The organism is Micromonospora sp. CPCC 205546 (assembly GCF_036902715.1).
GTDB lineage: Bacteria > Actinomycetota > Actinomycetes > Mycobacteriales > Micromonosporaceae > Micromonospora.
Map to the genome: position 1 here is coordinate 31,852 of NZ_JBAKHL010000048.1, position 17,204 is coordinate 49,055.

Annotated in this window: 10 protein-coding genes; 4 read left to right on the forward strand and 6 right to left on the reverse strand. The window is 74.0% G+C overall.

Going from position 1 to position 17,204, the window contains the following annotated elements; genetic code table 11:
- Positions 1–22 precede the first annotated feature (22 nt).
- On the forward strand, positions 23–1,432 hold the full coding sequence (locus V6U77_RS21345; RefSeq protein ID WP_334608218.1) for an acyl-CoA synthetase: 1,410 nt from the start codon (positions 23–25) through the stop codon (positions 1,430–1,432).
- On the opposite strand, the gene V6U77_RS21350 is transcribed toward V6U77_RS21345, so the two are convergent.
- Positions 1,429–2,091, reverse strand: a complete 663-nt coding sequence (locus V6U77_RS21350; protein WP_334608220.1) for a 4'-phosphopantetheinyl transferase family protein — start codon at positions 2,089–2,091, stop codon at positions 1,429–1,431. The genes V6U77_RS21345 and V6U77_RS21350 overlap by 4 nt on opposite strands.
- Positions 2,092–2,262: 171 nt before the next feature.
- On the opposite strand from V6U77_RS21350, the gene V6U77_RS21355 reads away from it, so the two are divergent.
- Positions 2,263–2,742: a cold-shock protein gene (locus V6U77_RS21355; protein WP_334608221.1), complete on the forward strand. Its 480-nt coding sequence runs from the start codon at positions 2,263–2,265 to the stop codon at positions 2,740–2,742.
- Between the two features lie 76 nt (positions 2,743–2,818).
- Here the strand turns inward: V6U77_RS21355 and V6U77_RS21360 are convergent, their stop codons facing one another.
- Complete coding sequence (locus tag V6U77_RS21360; protein WP_334608222.1) at positions 2,819–4,195, reverse strand: AMP-binding protein; 1,377 nt, start codon at positions 4,193–4,195, stop codon at positions 2,819–2,821.
- A gap of 1,382 nt (positions 4,196–5,577) precedes the next feature.
- Between V6U77_RS21360 and V6U77_RS21365 the strand changes: the two genes are divergently transcribed.
- The gene (locus V6U77_RS21365; RefSeq protein ID WP_334608223.1) at positions 5,578–8,433 is read left to right on the forward strand and encodes an AAA family ATPase; all 2,856 of its coding nucleotides are present in this window, start codon (positions 5,578–5,580) and stop codon (positions 8,431–8,433) included.
- 598 nt (positions 8,434–9,031) lie between these two features.
- Positions 9,032–11,842, forward strand: a complete 2,811-nt coding sequence (locus tag V6U77_RS21370; protein ID WP_334608226.1) for a helix-turn-helix transcriptional regulator — start codon at positions 9,032–9,034, stop codon at positions 11,840–11,842.
- A 66-nt stretch (positions 11,843–11,908) separates the two neighbouring features.
- Here V6U77_RS21370 and V6U77_RS21375 read toward each other — a convergent pair whose 3' ends face one another.
- From V6U77_RS21375 to V6U77_RS21390, 4 genes are all read right to left on the reverse strand, one after another.
- A complete protein-coding gene (locus V6U77_RS21375; protein WP_334608228.1) occupies positions 11,909–13,324 on the reverse strand; it encodes a glycosyltransferase in 1,416 nt (471 codons plus the stop codon).
- Positions 13,325–13,709: 385 nt separating this feature from the next.
- Positions 13,710–14,546 (reverse strand): ABC transporter permease, encoded by an 837-nt coding sequence (locus tag V6U77_RS21380; RefSeq protein ID WP_334608229.1) that lies wholly within the window; start codon positions 14,544–14,546, stop codon positions 13,710–13,712.
- A complete protein-coding gene (locus tag V6U77_RS21385; RefSeq protein WP_334608230.1) occupies positions 14,543–15,595 on the reverse strand; it encodes an ABC transporter ATP-binding protein in 1,053 nt (350 codons plus the stop codon). Before V6U77_RS21385 ends, V6U77_RS21380 begins: the two co-directional genes overlap by 4 nt.
- Positions 15,596–15,682: 87 nt before the next feature.
- A partial coding sequence (locus V6U77_RS21390; RefSeq protein WP_334608232.1) for an alpha/beta fold hydrolase occupies positions 15,683–17,204 on the reverse strand: 1,522 nt, incomplete at its 5' end.

A 17,204-nucleotide genomic window follows, 5' to 3' on the forward strand; every position in this document is an offset into this window, starting at 1 on the left:
GCCGCTGGAGAGGGATCGCACCATGTCGCTGCTGAGCTGGCTGACCACGGGCACCGACGAGCGCCCGGACGCGGTGCGGGTGGGCGACCGGGCGGTGTCCTGGGTGGAGCTGCGCCGTCTGGCCGCGGCGGTGACCGACGAGTTGCACGGCGTCGACCGGGTGGCGATCGAGGCGACCGCGACCCTGGAGACGGTGGTCGGCGTGGTCGGCGCGCTGGGCGCCGGGGCGGCGGTCGTACCGGTCCCGCCCGACGCCGGGCCGATGGAGCGCGACCACATCCTGCGCGACTCGGGATCGACGGCGCTGCTGGTCCCGGCCGGCGCGGCGCGCACCGCCGAGGGCGCGGGCCGGGCCGTCGTGCCCGTCGACCTGACGCGGCGCTCGGACACCGTCCACCCCGAGCCGGACGCGGCCCGCACCGCGCTGATCCTCTACACCAGCGGCACCACCGGCGCCCCGAAGGGCGCCGTGATCTCCCGCCGGGCGGTCGCCGCCTGCCTGGACGGGCTCGCCGACGCCTGGGCGTGGACGCCGGACGACCTGCTGGTGCACGGCCTGCCGCTGTTCCACGTGCACGGGCTGGTGCTCGGCGTGCTGGGCCCCCTGCGCGTGGGCAGCGGGCTGCACCACGTGGGCCGGCCGCGCCCCGAGCGGTACGCCGCCGCCGGCGGGTCGATGTACTTCGGGGTCCCGACCGTGTGGTCGCGGATCGCCGCCGATCCGGACGCGGCGCGGGCGCTGCGTCCGGCGCGGCTGCTCGTCTCGGGCAGCGCGGCGTTGCCGGCGGCGGTCTTCGCCGACCTCGCCACCCTCACCGGCCACCGGCCCGTCGAGCGCTACGGGATGACCGAGACCCTGATCACCGTGAGCGCCCGGGCTGACGGCCCGCGCCGGCCGGGCACCGTCGGGTCACCGCTGCCCGGGGTGCGTACGCGGCTGGTCGACGAGAACGGCACCGTGCTCCCCGCCGACGGGGCGGCGATGGGCGAGCTCCAGGTCGACGGCCCCACCCTGTTCGACGGGTACCTCAACCGTCCGGACGCCGACGCGGCGAGCCGCACCCCCGACGGCTGGTTCCGCACCGGCGACGTGGCCACCGTCGACCCGGACGGCTGGCACCGGATCGTCGGCCGGGCGTCCACCGACCTGATCAAGAGCGGTGGTTACCGGATCGGCGCGGGCGAGGTGGAGGACGCCCTGCTGGCGCACCCGGGGGTCCGCGAGGCCGCCGTGGTGGGCACCCCGCACCCCGACCTCGGCCAGCAGGTGACCGCGTACGTGGTGGGCGACGGGGTGGACGGGACCGAGCTGATCGACTTCGTGGCCCGGCACCTGTCGGCGCACAAGCGGCCCCGCGAGGTACGCCTGGTCGACGCGCTGCCCCGCAACGCCCTGGGCAAGGTGCAGAAGAACAGGCTGACGGCGGACTAGGGCGAGACGGCCGGGATGCTGATCGCGGTGGCCACCAGTCCCCGGCCGACCAGGAACCTGCCGGTGAAGGCCGTCACCGGCGTCCCGCCGAGCACCGGGCCGGGCACCAGCAACCGCGCCTCGAACGTGCCGGCCGGGTCGAACACGATGTCCGCCTCGGAGAAGTCCAGCCAGCGGCCGGTGAGGGGGAACCACGCCTTGTACACCGCCTCCTTCGCGCTGAACAGCAGGCGGTCCCAGCAGACCGCGGGGCGGGCCGCGCCCAACGTGGCGGTGCGCGCCAGCTCCGCCGGCAGCGCGATCGCGTCGAGCACCCCCTCGGGCAGCGGCGCGTGCGGCTCGGCGTCCACGCCGAGGGTGGCGAACGCCGTCGTACGGCCGAGGACGGCCGCCCGGTAGCCCTCGCAGTGCGTCATGCTGCCGACCACCCCGGCCGGCCAGACCGGGGCACCGCGGGCGCCGGAGACGATCGGCGCCGGCGGGAGGCCCAGCTCGCCCAGGGCCGTGCGGGCGCAGTGCCGCACGGTGGTGAACTCCCGGCGTCGCTTCTCCACCGACCGGGCCACCAGCGCCTCTTCCTCGGGGAACAGGCTCAGGCCGGCGGGGTCCGTGAAGGCCTCGGCCACCGCCACGGCGGGAGGCAGGATCTGTTCGATCACGTCCGCCGATGCTAGGCGCTGTGGCAACCCTCGCCGCCCCGTCACCGGCGGTACGGTGCACCATAGGGGTCGGGTACGGGTGCCGGGTCACGCAGGTGACTGCCACTCTGGGTCGGGCCCCGATCCCACGGGCGGGGCACGCGGACTTGGTCGGATGGATGCGGGAAACAGATGCTCACTGGCAGGGTGGTGCGGTTCGACGAGGTGCGGGGCTACGGGTTCATCGCCCCGGACGACGGCAGCGACGACGTGTTCGTGCACGCGAACATGCTCGACGGCGACAAGTGGGCGCTGACGCCCGGTGTCCCGGTGGAGTACGAGGCGGTGGGGACCGACCGCGGCCCGAAGGCCGTGCTGGTGCGGGTGGTCGGCGCAGCCGTGGGGGCGGAGCGGAACGGGACGACCGGCGCGGCAGCGCCCGCCCGGGCCGGGGTGGCCGTCACCGGCGGGCGCGGCAGGGACAGCGGACACGCCACGGGTGGGGCCGAGGACGACGAGGGCCTGTGCGACGTGCTCTCCGAGCGGGCCTTCTGCACGGAGACCACCGAGGCGCTGGTGACCTCCGTGTCGGACCTGACCGGGGCGCAGATCGTGGCGGTACGCGCCCGGATGCTGGACCTGGCCCGACGGCACGGCTGGGTCGAGGGCTGACGGCTCCGCCTCGCGTCGGCGGCCTCGAGTCCCGCCGCGGAGGTGTCGCCGCACGGCCGGTCCCTGTGCGGTCGGCTCAGCCGGCGGCGATCAGCAGGGACTTCCTGATCCGGCCGAGCGCGCTGCGCGGCAGCTCGTCGACGAAGTGCACCCGCCGGGGACGTTGACCCGCCGAGAGGTACCGGCCGACGTGGTCGATGAGCATCTGCGCGGTCAGCCCCTCGGCGACGACGTACGCGGTGACCTGCTCGCCGAGCCCGTCGTGCGGCGTGCCGACGACGGCGGCGTCCCGCACCCCGGGGTGGCTCAGCAGCGCCTCCTCGATCTGCCCGGCGTGCACCCGCCGGCCCCGGCTGTGCACCACGTCGAGCCCGCACCGCCCGATGACCCGGTACGAGCCGTCGGCGGCCACGCTGACCAGGTCACCGGTGGCGTGCCAGTGGCCCGCGCCGATGCCCTGACCGGCGCCGACGTAGCCGCTGAACAGCGTCGGCCCGCACACGCTCAACTCGCCGACCGACTCGCCGTCGGCCGGCACCGGCCGGGCCTCGCGGTCCAGCACCCGGGTCTGCACCCCGGGCAGCGGGGTGCCGACGGCGCCCGCGACCGTACGGCCGTCGGCGCGGCCGGTCAGGGCGACGAGGGTCTCGGTGGTGCCGTACGCCTGCACCGGGGTGTGCGAGGTGAGCAACCGGAGGCGTTCGGCCACGGCGGAGGCCAGCGGGGCGTCCGCGGAGATCAGGATCCGCGCCGCGGACAGCGACCGGGCCCGGCGGACGTCCAGCGCGACCCGGGCCCACTGTTCGGGCAGCGCGAGGTACATGGTGCCGAGCGGCCTGGCGGCGGCGCGGTCGAGGTGCACGAAGCGGCTGCCGGCCCGCAGTGCACCGAGCAGACCGATGACCAGGCCGTACGCCCGGAACAGCGGCGCCTGCTGGACCACGACGTCCTCCGGGCTCCACCGCCACGCGTCGGCCAGCAGGTCGAGGTTCGCGGCGATGGCGCGGCGGGAGATGCGCACGCCGCGTGGTGGGCCGCCGGCGCCTCCGGTGTACAGGATGACGGCGTCGGTGCCCGGCGCGGGCTCGGGGTGGTGCGTCGAGGAGCGTTGACGCAGGTCGACCGGGACCGTGGGCAGCGGGTGGTCGTCGCAGCGGCCCCGACCGAGGAGCACCGTGGCCCGGGACTGCCGCAGGATGCGGCCCCGTTCGCACTCGTCGGCGCCGGGAGGCAGCGGTACGAGTGGGACGCCCGCGTGCAGGGCGCCGAGCATCCCCACCACCGTCTCGAGGCTCGGCGTGGCCTCGACCGCGACCGCGACCGCGCCCTTGATCCGGTCGGCGACCGCGGTGACACAGCCGAGCAGGGCCTCGCTGGAGAGGGTGTCGCCGGCCACCACGACCGCGTCGGCCCGATCCGCGCCAAATCCGCGCAGCGCCGGCAGCAGTGTCATCTCCGCTATCCCCTGCGGAGGTCGTCAGCGAGTCGCGGCAGCGGGTCGGACATCACGACGGCCACAGAACCCTTCAGGTCATGGGCCCACACGGCCCCTAATCCGGCTATCCCGACGGTGAAAACGCGTGCCCCGAAATTAGGCCGGGCTATGGCTCGGCACAACCCCTAGCCGCCGCGCCCGGATCCCCTGTCCGGGCCGACCGGCCAGCTAGGACGGGATGTCCTTCCGGCTCGGGCGGCGACCGGCTCGGGCGCGCATTCCGGGGCCGTACACAATGGAAACCGGCCCGGTTCCCGCCCGCCGTCGGACGCCGAATTGGAGGTCGGCCACGGAATTGCGTCGGACACCGAAAGGCAATACACGACATTGACGTCCAGCGTATTATTCTCCGACGTTCACACCGCCCGGAGGCATCGCCGCCCGACCGACGACGGCACCTGATGCATAATTCTTTTTAACAACATAATTGCTTAATCCCCCAAAGGTCCGAATCGGGGGCGCACCCGAGCCCCGCGGCGTGCCACCCGCCAGGGTCACCCCCGGGGCACCCGCGATCGCACTTCGCATGCGATGCCTCGCGCCGCAACAATCGGCAGCTCCGGCAATTGTCGGGCCGCCCGTCCGACATCGGCGCAGCCCCGCGCGCCCGCACCGGCGGGTGTCGACGATCGCCGCGGCACCCCGGCGCCACGGCCCCGGACGTACGCCCGGGGAGCGCCTGCCCGGCGGCCGACGCCCACGACGCCGCCCACCGACGTGAGCAGCGGCGAAGCGACGAGATTCGGATGTACGAGACCCAGCCGGGCGCGACCGCCGGGAGCCACCGCGAAGGCGATTTCCGACCCGGCCGGTCGACAATGCCGGCCCGGGCGCGACATCGCCCGGGAGCGCGAACCGGATGCCTAGCACGTAAAGCCGCACCCGCCAATCGACGAGTGAGCCGAAATGGCGGGACCAATGGCCCACGAGAGCGCTCTGTCACGTTACGGCGCGGCCCGGCGACTTTCCGTTGTCAGCCCGCGGCCGAAGGCCCGGTCGGCCGGCTGTGGCACGGAACGGATGTTTGCCCATCCTTTACAAACCACGGCTTGCCGCCCAATTGCCGAACTGCCATACTCCCACCATCACAGCGGTCGATAGGGGGACCCCGACCCGGAGGGGCTGGAGAATTATCGCCGACGCCGGCGGGACGCAACTCGGAGCGACCAGCCGGTCGACTCGGTGACGGTTCGCCGTCATGTTCGATGGCCGTCGATATTTGCTAATAATGGAATGGGTCAAGAATTGCCGGTCTCCGATTTCGTCGAGCTCCGGGGCCGCGCAGGGCGGGCGGCCCTTCCGGTGATCGCGGCCCGCACGCTCCCTCGGAGGCGACGTCGATGGAGCTGACCGAGCGATCGTGCCAGCTCAGCCTGCTGGAACGCCGGCTCGCGGAGCTGTTGCGGGGTGACGCCACACCGACCGACCGGACGGTGACCGTGCTGACCGGTCCGGTCGGCTCCGGCAAGACCACGCTGTTGCAGGCCTTCGCGAGGCGGGCCTGCGCCGCCGGCGCGCGCGTCCTCGGCGCGAGTGCCTCCCGCGCCGAACGCACCGTCCCGCTGGAGGTCGTCCGACAGTTGGTGCGGGCCGCGCCGTTGAGTGGCGCCGACAGCCCGGACGCCCTGGCCCGCCTCGGACGGCTGCTGGACGCGGGTGCCCTCACCTGGGCCGACGCCGACGACACGGACAACGAGGACACGGCCCTGGCCACCGCCGCGATCGGAGGGGCCCTGCTCGAGATGACCTCGCGGGGCCCGCTGGTCATCGCGGTCGACGACATCCACCACGCCGACGTGCCGTCGCTGCGCTGCCTCGACTATGTGGCCCGACGGATCTCCGGCCTGCCCGTACTGCTCGTCCTGACCGACGCACCGCGTACCAGGCCCTGGCGGCCGGACGTGCACGCCGAACTGCTGCAACCCGCGCGGCTGCACCGCATCCGGCTGCCGCTGCTCACCGCCGAAGGCACGTTCCAACTGCTCGCCCGGCGACTCGGCGTCCCGGTCGCCCGCGCCATCGGCGAGGAGAGCCACCGGATCAGCGGCGGCAACCCGCTGCTGGTGCAGGCGCTCGCCGAGGACCAGGCCGCCGCACCCCGCTCCGCCGACCACCCGGTGGTCGGGGAGTCGTTCCGGGAGGCCGTGCTGAGCTGCCTGTACCGCTGCGACCACCTCGTGCTCAACGCCGCCCGGGTGCTCGCCGTGACCGGCGGGTCGCTGCACGGCACCCTGCTGCCCCACCTCGTCGAGGCCGGGTCACGCACCGCGTTGGAGGCGATCGACGACTCGACCAGCGCGGGGCTGATCACGGCGCAGGGGCTGCGCCATCCGGCCGTGGCCCAGGCCGTGATCGACGGGATGACCGCCGAGGAACGCGCACGGCTGCACCTGGGGGCGGCCTGCCTGCTGCACGACGACGGGGCGTCGCCGGTGCGGATCGCGCCGCACCTGGTGGGGATCGACGAGCTGGCCGAACCCTGGATGGCGCAGACCCTGCTGGACGCCGGCGAGCAGGCGCTGCTCGACGGGGAGGTGGAGACCGCCCTGCGGTACCTGCGCCGGGCACACCGGGGCTGCGCCGGCGAGTGCCTGCGGGCGCGGATCCGCTCCGCGCTGGTGCGCGCCGAGTGGCGGCTCGATCCGCAGGCCGCGATCCCCCACCTGGTCGGTGTCGTCACCGCCATCCGCGCCGGGCACCTCGGAAGCCAGCAGGCCGCCGGCCCCATCCGGTACCTGCTCTGGCACGGGGAGGTCGACAAGGCCGTCGAGCTGGTCAACCATCTCAGCGAACGGGCGGACGGCGCCGATCCGAGGTCCATGGCCGATCTGCTCGTCATCACGAGCTGGATGTCGACGCTCTACCCCGGGGTGATGGTGGATCGCCCCGCGCCCGCCGTGGCCGCGCGCGACCCGCTCACGCTGGCCCAGGTCAAGCGCGGGATCGAGGGGATCACCCTGCTGTCGGCCGTCCTCGACCGGGGTGACGCCGGCGCGGTCGAGCAGGCCGGCCGGACCCTGGCGACCACCGGGCTGGACGACGAGTCGCGCGTGTGGACCGCCGTCTGCGCGCTCATCGCCATGATCTACGCCGACCGGCTGGACCTGGCCGACGACTGGTGCGACCGGTTGGGCCGCAACCCCGTCACCCCGCGCTACCCCACCCCCTCGGCGACGCTCACCGCCCTCCGGGCGGCCGTCGCCGGACGGCTCGGTGACCTTCCCCGCGCCGACAAGCTGGCCGACGAGGCGCTGGGTCAGCTCTCGCCGAAGGGCTGGGGAGTGGTGATCGGGATACCGCTCGCCGCCCGGATCCGGGCCCTCACCTTCATGGACCAGCTCGACGCGGCGGCGACCTGCCTCCAGGTCCCCGTGCCGTCGGCGATGTTCGAGACCCCGATCGGGCTGCACTACCTGCAGGCCCGCGGGACGCACGCCCTCGCCAGCGGAAGCGCCGAGGCCGCACTGGCCGACTTCCAGCTCTGCGGACAGCTGATGAACCGCTGGCAGATGGACTTCTCCGGTCTCGTTCCCTGGCGGACCGAGTCGGCCCGGGCGTTGCTGCGGATGGGCCGCCGCCAGCAGGCCGGCAGGCTGGTCCGCGAGGAACTGGCCCGGCTGCGCCCCGTGCACGTCCGGTACCGCGCCGCGGCCCTGCGGGTCCTGGCCGCCACGGAGGACGGGCAGGACCGGATCCCACACCTGCGCAGCGCCGTGCGGCTGCTGCGGCAGTGCGGTGACCGGATGGAGCTCGCACACAACCTCGCCGACCTCGGTCACGCCTACCAGCAGGCCGGTGACCGCAGCCAGGCCCGCGTCGCGGTGCGGTCGGCCCGGGAGCTCGCCGAGGAGTGCGGCATCCCGATGCTGCGGCCCAGCGTCCCCACCGCCGGCAACGGCACCGCCGACGTCCGTTCCGGTGCGGCGATCGTGGTCGGGCTGACCGACGCGGAATCCAGGGTGGCCACGCTGGCCGCCCAGGGCCACACCAACCGGGAGATCGCCGAGACGCTCTTCCTGACGGTCAGTGCGATCGAGCAACGGCTGACCCGGATCTACCGGAAGCTGCACGTCAACTCGCGCAGTGAGCTGGCCGCCCGGCTGCGGTTGGACCGGCCCGGAGCGACGGTGCTGGACCCGCCGTCGCGGGGCTCGGACGACCCGGGCCGCCGGCCTGCCGGGCCCCGGCCGCGCTGAGCGTCGCTGCCGCGCGTCCGGCGTCGGCCGGGGCCGCCGGCCGCCCACCGCCGCCGGTCTCCCCCTCGGCGCCCGGTCGTCTCCCACCGGCCGCTCCGCCGACCCCACGCCGGATCCGTCGTCACCGGAGCGTCGCCCCTGGTGACCATCGCCAGGAGTCCGCTGCCCACCACTGTCCGTACCGACGGGGGTGCGCCGGGCCGCTCGATGTGACACCATCAGGCTGTCTACCCGACACCGGCCGCCCACCTGGGTGTCATCTCCCCCGACCGGGCCGACCCGGAACCCCTCATCGCGGCTTGCGCAACCCCTATATCCGGTTCAGGGCCGCAGGTTTGCGCGCGAAACGATGGGGTCCCACGCCCGTTGTCGCACACCCCTGCCGGTGCCAGACTCGCCTGGACACACGGACCGTACGGCGAAAACGCCGGTCCGACGCAAGATTTCCAGGTCCACCCGGCACGGCGGCCCGGTGCGCTCCACCCCTACCCGGTACGCGCGGGTGGAGGGGCGGCTGTCCGGCAGGGGTGGCGGTGGCGGCCACACCGGGGTTCCCGGTCCCGCACCGCGTACGAGAAGGGCTGACCCGCTGGTGTTGGTGCAGCAAGAGGAACAGACGACCCGCCTGCGGCGCGCGTTCCGCGCGTGTGAGGACCAACAGCGCGGGCACGTCGCGCTCGTCACCGGTGCCGTGGGGAGCGGTAAGACGAGCCTGCTGGAGTCGTTCGGCGAGTGGGCGGCGGGCGCCGGCGGGCAGGTGATGAGCGCCGCCGGTTCACGGGCGGAGCGCGGACTGCACCTGGGAGTCGTCGGGCAACTGTTCCACAGTGCACGGCTGGCCCCCGAGGCGGCGGCCCGGGTCGAGAAGCTGATGCGGGACGCCGCCTTCGCCGTGCCGCTGCCCGAGCCCGGCGGCGAGGCGGCCGACGGTGACCGGGCCTGGGCACCCCTGCTGCACGGCCTCTTCGCCACCCTGCTCGACCTGACCGGCACCGGGCCCCTGGTCCTCGTCGTCGACGACGTGCACCACGCCGACCCGGCCTCGCTGCACTGCCTGCTCTACGTGACCCGGCGGCTGCGCCACGCCCGCATCATGGTCGTGCTCGCCGAGGCGTCGACGCTGCGGCCGCCGCACCCGCTGTTCCGGGCCGAGCTGCTCAGCCAGCCGCACTTCTCCCGCATCGGCCTGCCGCCGCTGAGCGTCGACGCCGTCGCCCGGCTGGTCGGCGGCGAGGCCGACGACGCCCGCCAGATCGCGGAACGTTGCATGCGGATGACCGGTGGCAATCCGCTGCTGACCCGGGCGCTGCTCGAGGAACGGGCCCACGGCGAAGCGGGCGACGACTACGGTCCCGCCGTCGGTGACGCCTTCGACCAGGCCGTGCTCGGTTGCCTCTACCGGCACGAGCCGGGGGTGCGCCGCGTCGCCCAGGCACTGGCGGTGCTCAACCGACCCGCGACCACCGAACTGCTCGGTCATCTCCTCGACGTGGTGCCCGAGTCCACGGTCCCGGCGGTACGGGTGCTGCGCACCTCGGGCCTGATGAAGTCCGACGAGCTGCGCCACCCGCGCATCCTGCGCTCGATCCTCGGTGACATGTCGGCCGACGAGCGGCGGAACCTGCACCAGCGGGCCGCCGAGGTGCTGCACGACCGCGGCGCCGAGCCGAGCGTGGTCGCCGAGCACCTGGTTGCCGCCGGCGCGGCGAGCGCGTCCTGGATGGTGCCGGTGCTCCAGGACGCCGCCGCACACGCGCTGGCGTCGGGCCGGCCCGACGTGGCGGCGGCGTGTCTGCGGCTGGTCTCCCGCGCGCCGGCGGACGAGCAGCAGCGGGCCGCCACCACCGAGATGCTGGTGAACGCCCGCTGGCAGATCAACCCGTTGACCGTGAACGGGCAGCTCACCGAGTTGGTCCGGACGGCACGCGCCGCGGGGTGGTCCACCGACGCGGGACTGTCCGCCGTGCCCTACCTGCTCTGGCAGGGTCGCGTGGACGAGGCCACCGAGGCGGTGGGCGCGATCTCCCCGGACGAGGAGCAGGGCTCCGCCGGCGTGACCGGTCGCCTGCGTCTGATGCAGTTGCTGGTCTCGCTCTCCCATCCGGACCACCTGGCCACCGTGCGGCAGACCCCGACCACGTGGAGCCGCGCGGCCAACGCGCCGACCACCATCAGCCCGCTGCTGCAGGCGGTGACGGTGCTCGGCACCGCGCTGACGCCGACCGCCGACAACGACACCGTGGCGAGCGCCGAGCAGCTCCTGCAGCGCCACCACACCGACGACGGCGCGCTGGGCCTGCTGACCGCACCCCTGCTGGCCCTGCTCTGGGCGGGTCGGTCCGACCGGGCCGCGGTCTGGGGCGACGTCCTGCTCGGCCGGCCGGTGGCCCAGCACGCCCCGGGATGGCGGGCCGTCATCCGGGCGATCCGTGCGGAGGCGGCGTTGCGCGTCGGCGACCTGCCCGGCGCCGAGCACCACGCCCGGGCGGCCCTGGACGACATGCCCGCCCCCGCCTGGGGGGTGGCGATCGCCGGCCCGCTGGCCACCCTGGTCGCCGCCGCGACCGAGTCGGGACGGTTCTCCGAGGCCGACCGGTGGCTCGCCCACCCCGTCCCGCCCGGCATGTTCCGCACCCCGCTGGGCCTGCACTACCTGGCCGCCCGCGCCCGGCACCACCTGGCCGTGCGCCGGCCCCACGCCGCCACCAGCGACCTGCGGCGGTGCGGCGAGCTGATGCGCACGTGGGGCATCGACGCGGCCGGGCTGGTGCCCTGGCGGCTGGAGCTGGCCCGGGTGCAGCTCAGCGTCGGCAACAAGACGCAGGCCACGCAGCTCCTCCAGGAGCAGCTGCGGGTCCCGCACGGGGTCGACGACCGGACCCGGGGTCGGACGCTGCGACTGCTCGCCACCACCGCCGCCCAGGACCACCGGCGCAAGCTGCTCTCCGAGGCGGTCAACCTGCTGCAGTCCAGCGGCGACCGGCTGGAGCTCGTCCGGGCCCTCGGCGACACCGGCCAGACGCTGCAACGTGCCGGGGACTCCGCCCGCGCCCGGCTGCTCGTCCGCCGCGCCTACCAGCTCGCCCAGGACTGCGGGGCGTCGGTGCTGGCCCAGCGGCTGATCCGTCGCGAACCGGGCAGCGGGCTGCCCGCGTACCCGGCCACCACCGAGTTGCAGGAGCCGGACGACGGGCTGAGCGACGCCGAACGCCGGGTCGCCGCGCTGGCCGCCCAGGGGCACACCAACCGACAGATCTCCAGCAAGCTCTTCATCACCGTGAGCACCGTCGAACAGCACCTGACCCGGGTCTACCGCAAACTCGACGTCAAGCGCCGCACCGACCTGCCGTCCCGGCTCGTCGCCTACGCGGAGGCACTGGCCGACGAGACGCAGGGCGCCGCGTCCTGACCGGCGGCCGAAGGGGCGCGGTGGCGCGGGCCCCGCGCCCCTTCGGCGCGTACGACGGACGGTGCCTCAGCCGACGGCCAGCCCGACGCCACGGCGGGCCGAGGCCTCGTCGCGATGCCGCAGCACGAGGTCGGCGGCGGCGGCGACCCCGCCGGCCTGCCGCATCCGCCGGCTCCACAGTCGTGCCCGGGCGCGGAACGTCTCCTCGTCCAGCAGGCGCCGGAGCTTGGCGAGGACGTCCTCGACGTCCAGGGTGTCGGCACGCTCGACGGACAGCGCCACCCCGCTGTCGACCGCGCGCACCGCGCCGTCGGGGCAGTCCAGCCAGAACGGCATCACCAGCTGCGGTACGGCGAAGTGGACGGCCTCGTGGATGGCGTTGGCGGCGCCGTGGTTGAAGAAGACCTTCACGTGCGGGTGGGCCAGCACCCGGTGCTGCGACGGCAGCCACGACTCGACCCGGAGGTTTCCCGGCAGGCGTCGCGCCGGCGGCAGGAGGTGCTGCTGACCGGCGGGAACCTTCCACAGCACGGCGTGCTCGGGGCCGAGCCGCTCGGCGACCTTCACGATCGCGTCCACCTGCCCCCGCGACAGCCGCATGATGGTGCCGAACCCGACGTAGACCACGCGGGGGTGCTCGTCGAGCCACCGGGTCAGGTCCTCCTCCCCGTCGACCGGCGGCAGCTCCCGGGGCACCACGGAACCGAGCATCCGCAGCTTCTCCGGGGCGGTCGCGAACGGGTACTCGAAGCCGAAGACCGTGTACGCCATGAGCGCCTCGGCGGCCTCGACATAGCCCGCCGGGCGCATCTCCGGGTTGCGGATCCCGGCGGCCCTGCGACTGGCGACGGCGGCGAGGCTCCGGCGCAACCGCTCCGGCTCCATCAGGGCCCGTACGAGCCGGTTGCGGAAGCCGACGTTGGCCGCCTGCTGCCGGGGCGTCATCCGCTCCGGTAGCCCGGAGAACGGGGCGGGATAGCGCGACGGCAACTGTTCCTGCAGGAAGTTGGAGGGCGGCAGCGAGATGCTGACCACGAAGGGCAGGTCCCGGGTCTGTGCCGCGTCCATCGCCCAGCTGGCGAGACTGTCCACCACGGCCACCGCCGGCCCGATGTCGTCGATGGCCCGCAGGCAGCGCCGGTAGAGCTGCCGCACGTGGTCGTGGTCGGTGCTGGCGTCGAGGTACCGGGCGAAGCTGGTCGCCCGGTCGCCGGTGGTCAGGGCGCGGTAGGTGGCGTCGTCCCAGTTCTGTGGTGACGACTGCGGCCGGGCCGGGCCGAGCGAGACGAAGGTGACCTGGCCCGGCCCGCGCAGCCCCTCGACGTCCGCCCGGCGGTCCTCCGTGGAGGCGAACCACACGTTCCCGACACCCCGGGCCTTCAGCTCGCCCACGATGCTGAGCAAGGGGTTGAACATCCCCGCGCTGTTGTAGGTGCAGACCAGCACCGCCGGTTCCCGGTCGTTCCCGGCCATGTCCACCATGCGCCACTCCTCTCCGCCTGTGCGGCGACCCGCGCCGTCCGGCCCTGGAGTAGGCCGCACCGACGGGCTGTCGTGGAGCTGTTCGGTCTGCGGCCGGGCCGGCACCGACGTTCGTCGGTACGGCGACGTTCGGCGGAGCCCCGATGGGACGGTTGCCACTCCGAGGCAGCCGGAAGGGTGAGCCACCGCCGTCCGTACAGCCTGCCACGGCCGGCATGACAACGCCCACCGGTGAGGTGAATTGTTTTCTCGATCGTCCCCCGGATGGAGTGAACCGATCTGCATTTGCGCTGGTGAATGGTGGAATCCAGCGACGCCTGCACCGACGCCGATGGCCCGGGCCGCGGGAGCGGCTCGGGCCATCGGCGGAGAGGATCCGGTTCGGTCAGTCCATGGCACGGCGCATGAAGCCACGCATGCCGATCATCGAGAACACCACGAAGACCCCGGTGAGCACGCACATGCACAGCCAGAGCGGCAGCGACTCGACCCCCGGCGGGCCGACGAGCGACCGGGTCGCCTCGCTGATGTAGGTGAGCGGGTTCAGCGAGCAGATCACCTGGTACCAGCGCAGCGAGTCCAGGCCGAGCAGCGGGAACTGGGTCGCGCCGGTGAACATGATCGGGGTCATCACCACGGTGAACATGATCTGGATGTGCTGCGTCGGCACCAGCGTGCCGAAGGCGAGGCCGACCGCCGCGCCGACCAGCGCGCCGATGGCCAGCACCCCGATCACCTTGAGCACCACCGCCCAGGGCCAGGTGACACCGAGCATGAGCATGCCGACCGGGATCAGCACCACGCCGGCGATCAGGCCGCGGATGCCGCCGAAGACGATCTTCTCCAGGGCCACCAGCGGGATCGCCATGGGCGACAGGAGGCGGTCCTCGATCTCCCGGGTGAAGGAGAAGTCCATCATCATCGGCAGCGCGGTGTTCTCCAGGCCGATCAGGAAGGCGTTCAGCGCGATGACGCCGGGGAGCAGCACGTTGCTGAAGTCGTCGCTGGCGTAGCCCAGGTCGCTGAGCACCTTGCCGAAGATCAGCAACATGAACAGCGGCTGGATGAAGACCTGGAGCAGGAAGCCGACCAGCTCCCGGCCGGTGACGAACAGGTCCCGCGAGAGCACCGCCCGGAACGTGGCGAACTGGTCCAGCGCGCGCACCGGCGGCGGCGAGGCCGACGGCGGCGCGGACGGGGGGGCGGGGGCGGCGACGCTCACCGAAGTTCCCTTCCGGTCAGGTGGATGAAGACATCTTCCAGGCTGGGCTGGCCGATGTTCAGGTCACGGACCTCGCAGCCCAGGTCGGCGAGGATCTTCATCGCCATCGGGATGGCGTTGGCCGGCTGGCCACTGGTGTAGACCCGGAAGGAGAGCGGGGCGTCCGGGTCGACGGGCGCGTCGGCGGCCGGCGCGGGCATCGGCATCGCCGGCATGCCGGGGAACGCCGGCGCGGCGACGGGCGCCGGGGCGGCCACCTTGAAGTGCTCCACCTGCTCCACCTCCGGGATCGCGTCGAGCGCGGCCCGCACCTCCTCGGCGGGAGCGCCGGGGGTCACCACCAGGGTCAGGGTGCTGCTGCCCGGCAGCGTACGGGTCAGCGCGGCCGGAGTGTCCAGGGTGAGCAGCTTGCCGTGGTCGACGATGCCGACGCGGTCGCAGAGCTTCTCCGCCTCGTCCATGTCGTGCGTGGTGACCACCACGGTCACCCCGGCCCGCTTCAGCTCGGCGATGCGGTCGTGCACGAAGAGCCGGGACTGCGGATCGAGGCCCGCGGACGGCTCGTCGAGGAAGAGCACCCGGGGCGAGTGCATCAACGCGCGGGCGATCATCGTGCGCTGGGCGAGGCCGCCGGACAGGAAGTCGGTACGGTGGTTCGCGAAGTCCTTGAGCCCCATCTGATCGAGCAGCTCGTCCGCCCGACGGATGCGCTCCGCCCGGGGCACGCGGTGGTACGCCGCGTGGAACAGCAGGTTCTGCCGGACGGTCAGCGCCCGGTCCAGGTTCACCCGCTGCGGCACGACCGCCAGCAGCTGCCGGGCGACGGCGGGCGCGCCGATCACGTCGGCGCCGCACACCCGGGCCCGCCCCGAGGTGGCCCGCACCCGTGTGGTCAGCACCCCGATCGTCGTCGTCTTGCCGGCGCCGTTCGGCCCCAGCAGGCCGAAGACCTCACCGGCGCCGACGGAGAAACTCAGTCCGTCCACCGCCGGTGGCATGTTGGGCTGGTACCGCTTGACCAGCTCCGTGACCACCACTGCCTCGTCCACGTCGTCATGCTCCGTCCTGGAACGTCGGTCCGATAGATGTACGTGTGCCGATAGGGGGCGCTAGGGGCACGCCAGGGGCGGCGACGGTCACAGGCCCCGCGCGGTCAGCCACCGCTGCACCGTGCCGGCGAGTTCCGGCCCCCGGTCGGCGACCATGCTGAAGTGGTCGCCGGCCGCGTCCACCGCCTCGTGCGGGTACGGCCAGCGGGACCGCCAGCCGTCCGGTTCGCCGTCCCACTCCCCCAGCGGTTCGCTGGCGCGCACCAGCAGGGTCGGCGCCGCCATCTCGACCGGCTGCCAGTCCAGGAACAGCGGCAGGTAGCCGGCCCACGCGGTCGTGCGCCAGTCGTCCATCGGCGTGTAGGCGCTGTCCCGGTCGATCATCCCGTCGAGCAGCTGCGGCACCCATCCGCCGAGCACCTCGCTGTTCGCCGGGTAGGTGTCCATCAGCACCACCGCGTCCGGCGTGCGCCCCTGGCGCTCCAGCTCGCCGGCGAGCAGGTTGGCCACCATCGCGCCGCCCGAGTGCCCGGCCAGCACGAACGGGCCGGCGCCGACGGCGCGCAGCACCGTGTCGGCGTGCACCCGCAGCAGCGCGTCGAGGTCGGCGGGAAGCTCCTCGCCCACGCCGAACCCGGGGTTGGGCAGGGCCCACACGTTGCGTACGCCCCGGAATCCGGAGGCGAGCCGCGCGTACTCGTGGGCCCCGGAGAGCAGGGACATGGTGCAGCAGCACACGAGCTGGGCCCCGGCGCTGCCCTGGGCCAGCCGCAGGATGCCGGCCGGGCGGGTGAGCTGCGCCGGTTCGCTGAAGCTGGGCCGGAACTGGGCGAGCTTGACCAGGAGTTCGGCGTATCCGGCGGGATCCTCGCGCGCCTTCGGCTGGTTGAACAGCCCGCCGAGCAGTCCACCGCCGGCGCTCTGCGGGGCGGGGTCCCCGGCGGCGTCCGCCGCGCTCGCGGCTTCGTCCGCGCCGACGAGCTGACCGAGCAGGTGCCGGGCCAGCGCCGCCGGGGTGGGGTGGTCGAAGAGCAGCGTCGCCGACAGCTCCGCCCCGGTCTCCTGGCACAGCGCGTCCCGCAGCTCGAGCGCGGTCAGCGAGTCGAAGCCGAGTTCCAGGAAGTCCCGGTCGGCCTCGACCGCGCCGGGAGAGGCGTGCCCGAGCACCGTGGCCACGCGCGCCCGGACCAGATCCAGCAGGATCCGGTGCCGGTCGCCGGCCGGCGCGCCGGCCAGCCGGTCCCGCAGCGCCCGGGCCGGGTCGCTCGCCTCGCCGCCGGAGCCGGTGTCCCGGTCGGCGAGCGCCGCCTCGGGCACGCCGCGCAGCAGCGGGCTGGGCCGTACGGCGGTGAAGGCCGGCACGAACGCGGACCAGTCGAGGTCGGCGACCGCGAGCTGGTCGTCGCCGCGCCCCACGGCCTGCTGCAGCGCGGCCACGGCCAGTTCGGCCGGGATCGGACGGACCCCCCGGCGGCGCAGCTGCGCCGGGTCGGTCACCTCGTCCGCCCAGGGCACCCAGGCGACGACGGTGGCCGGCCGGCCGGCGGCGCGCCGGCCGGCGGCCAGCGCCTCCAGCCCGGCGCCGGCGGCCGCGGCGACCGCCGCTCCC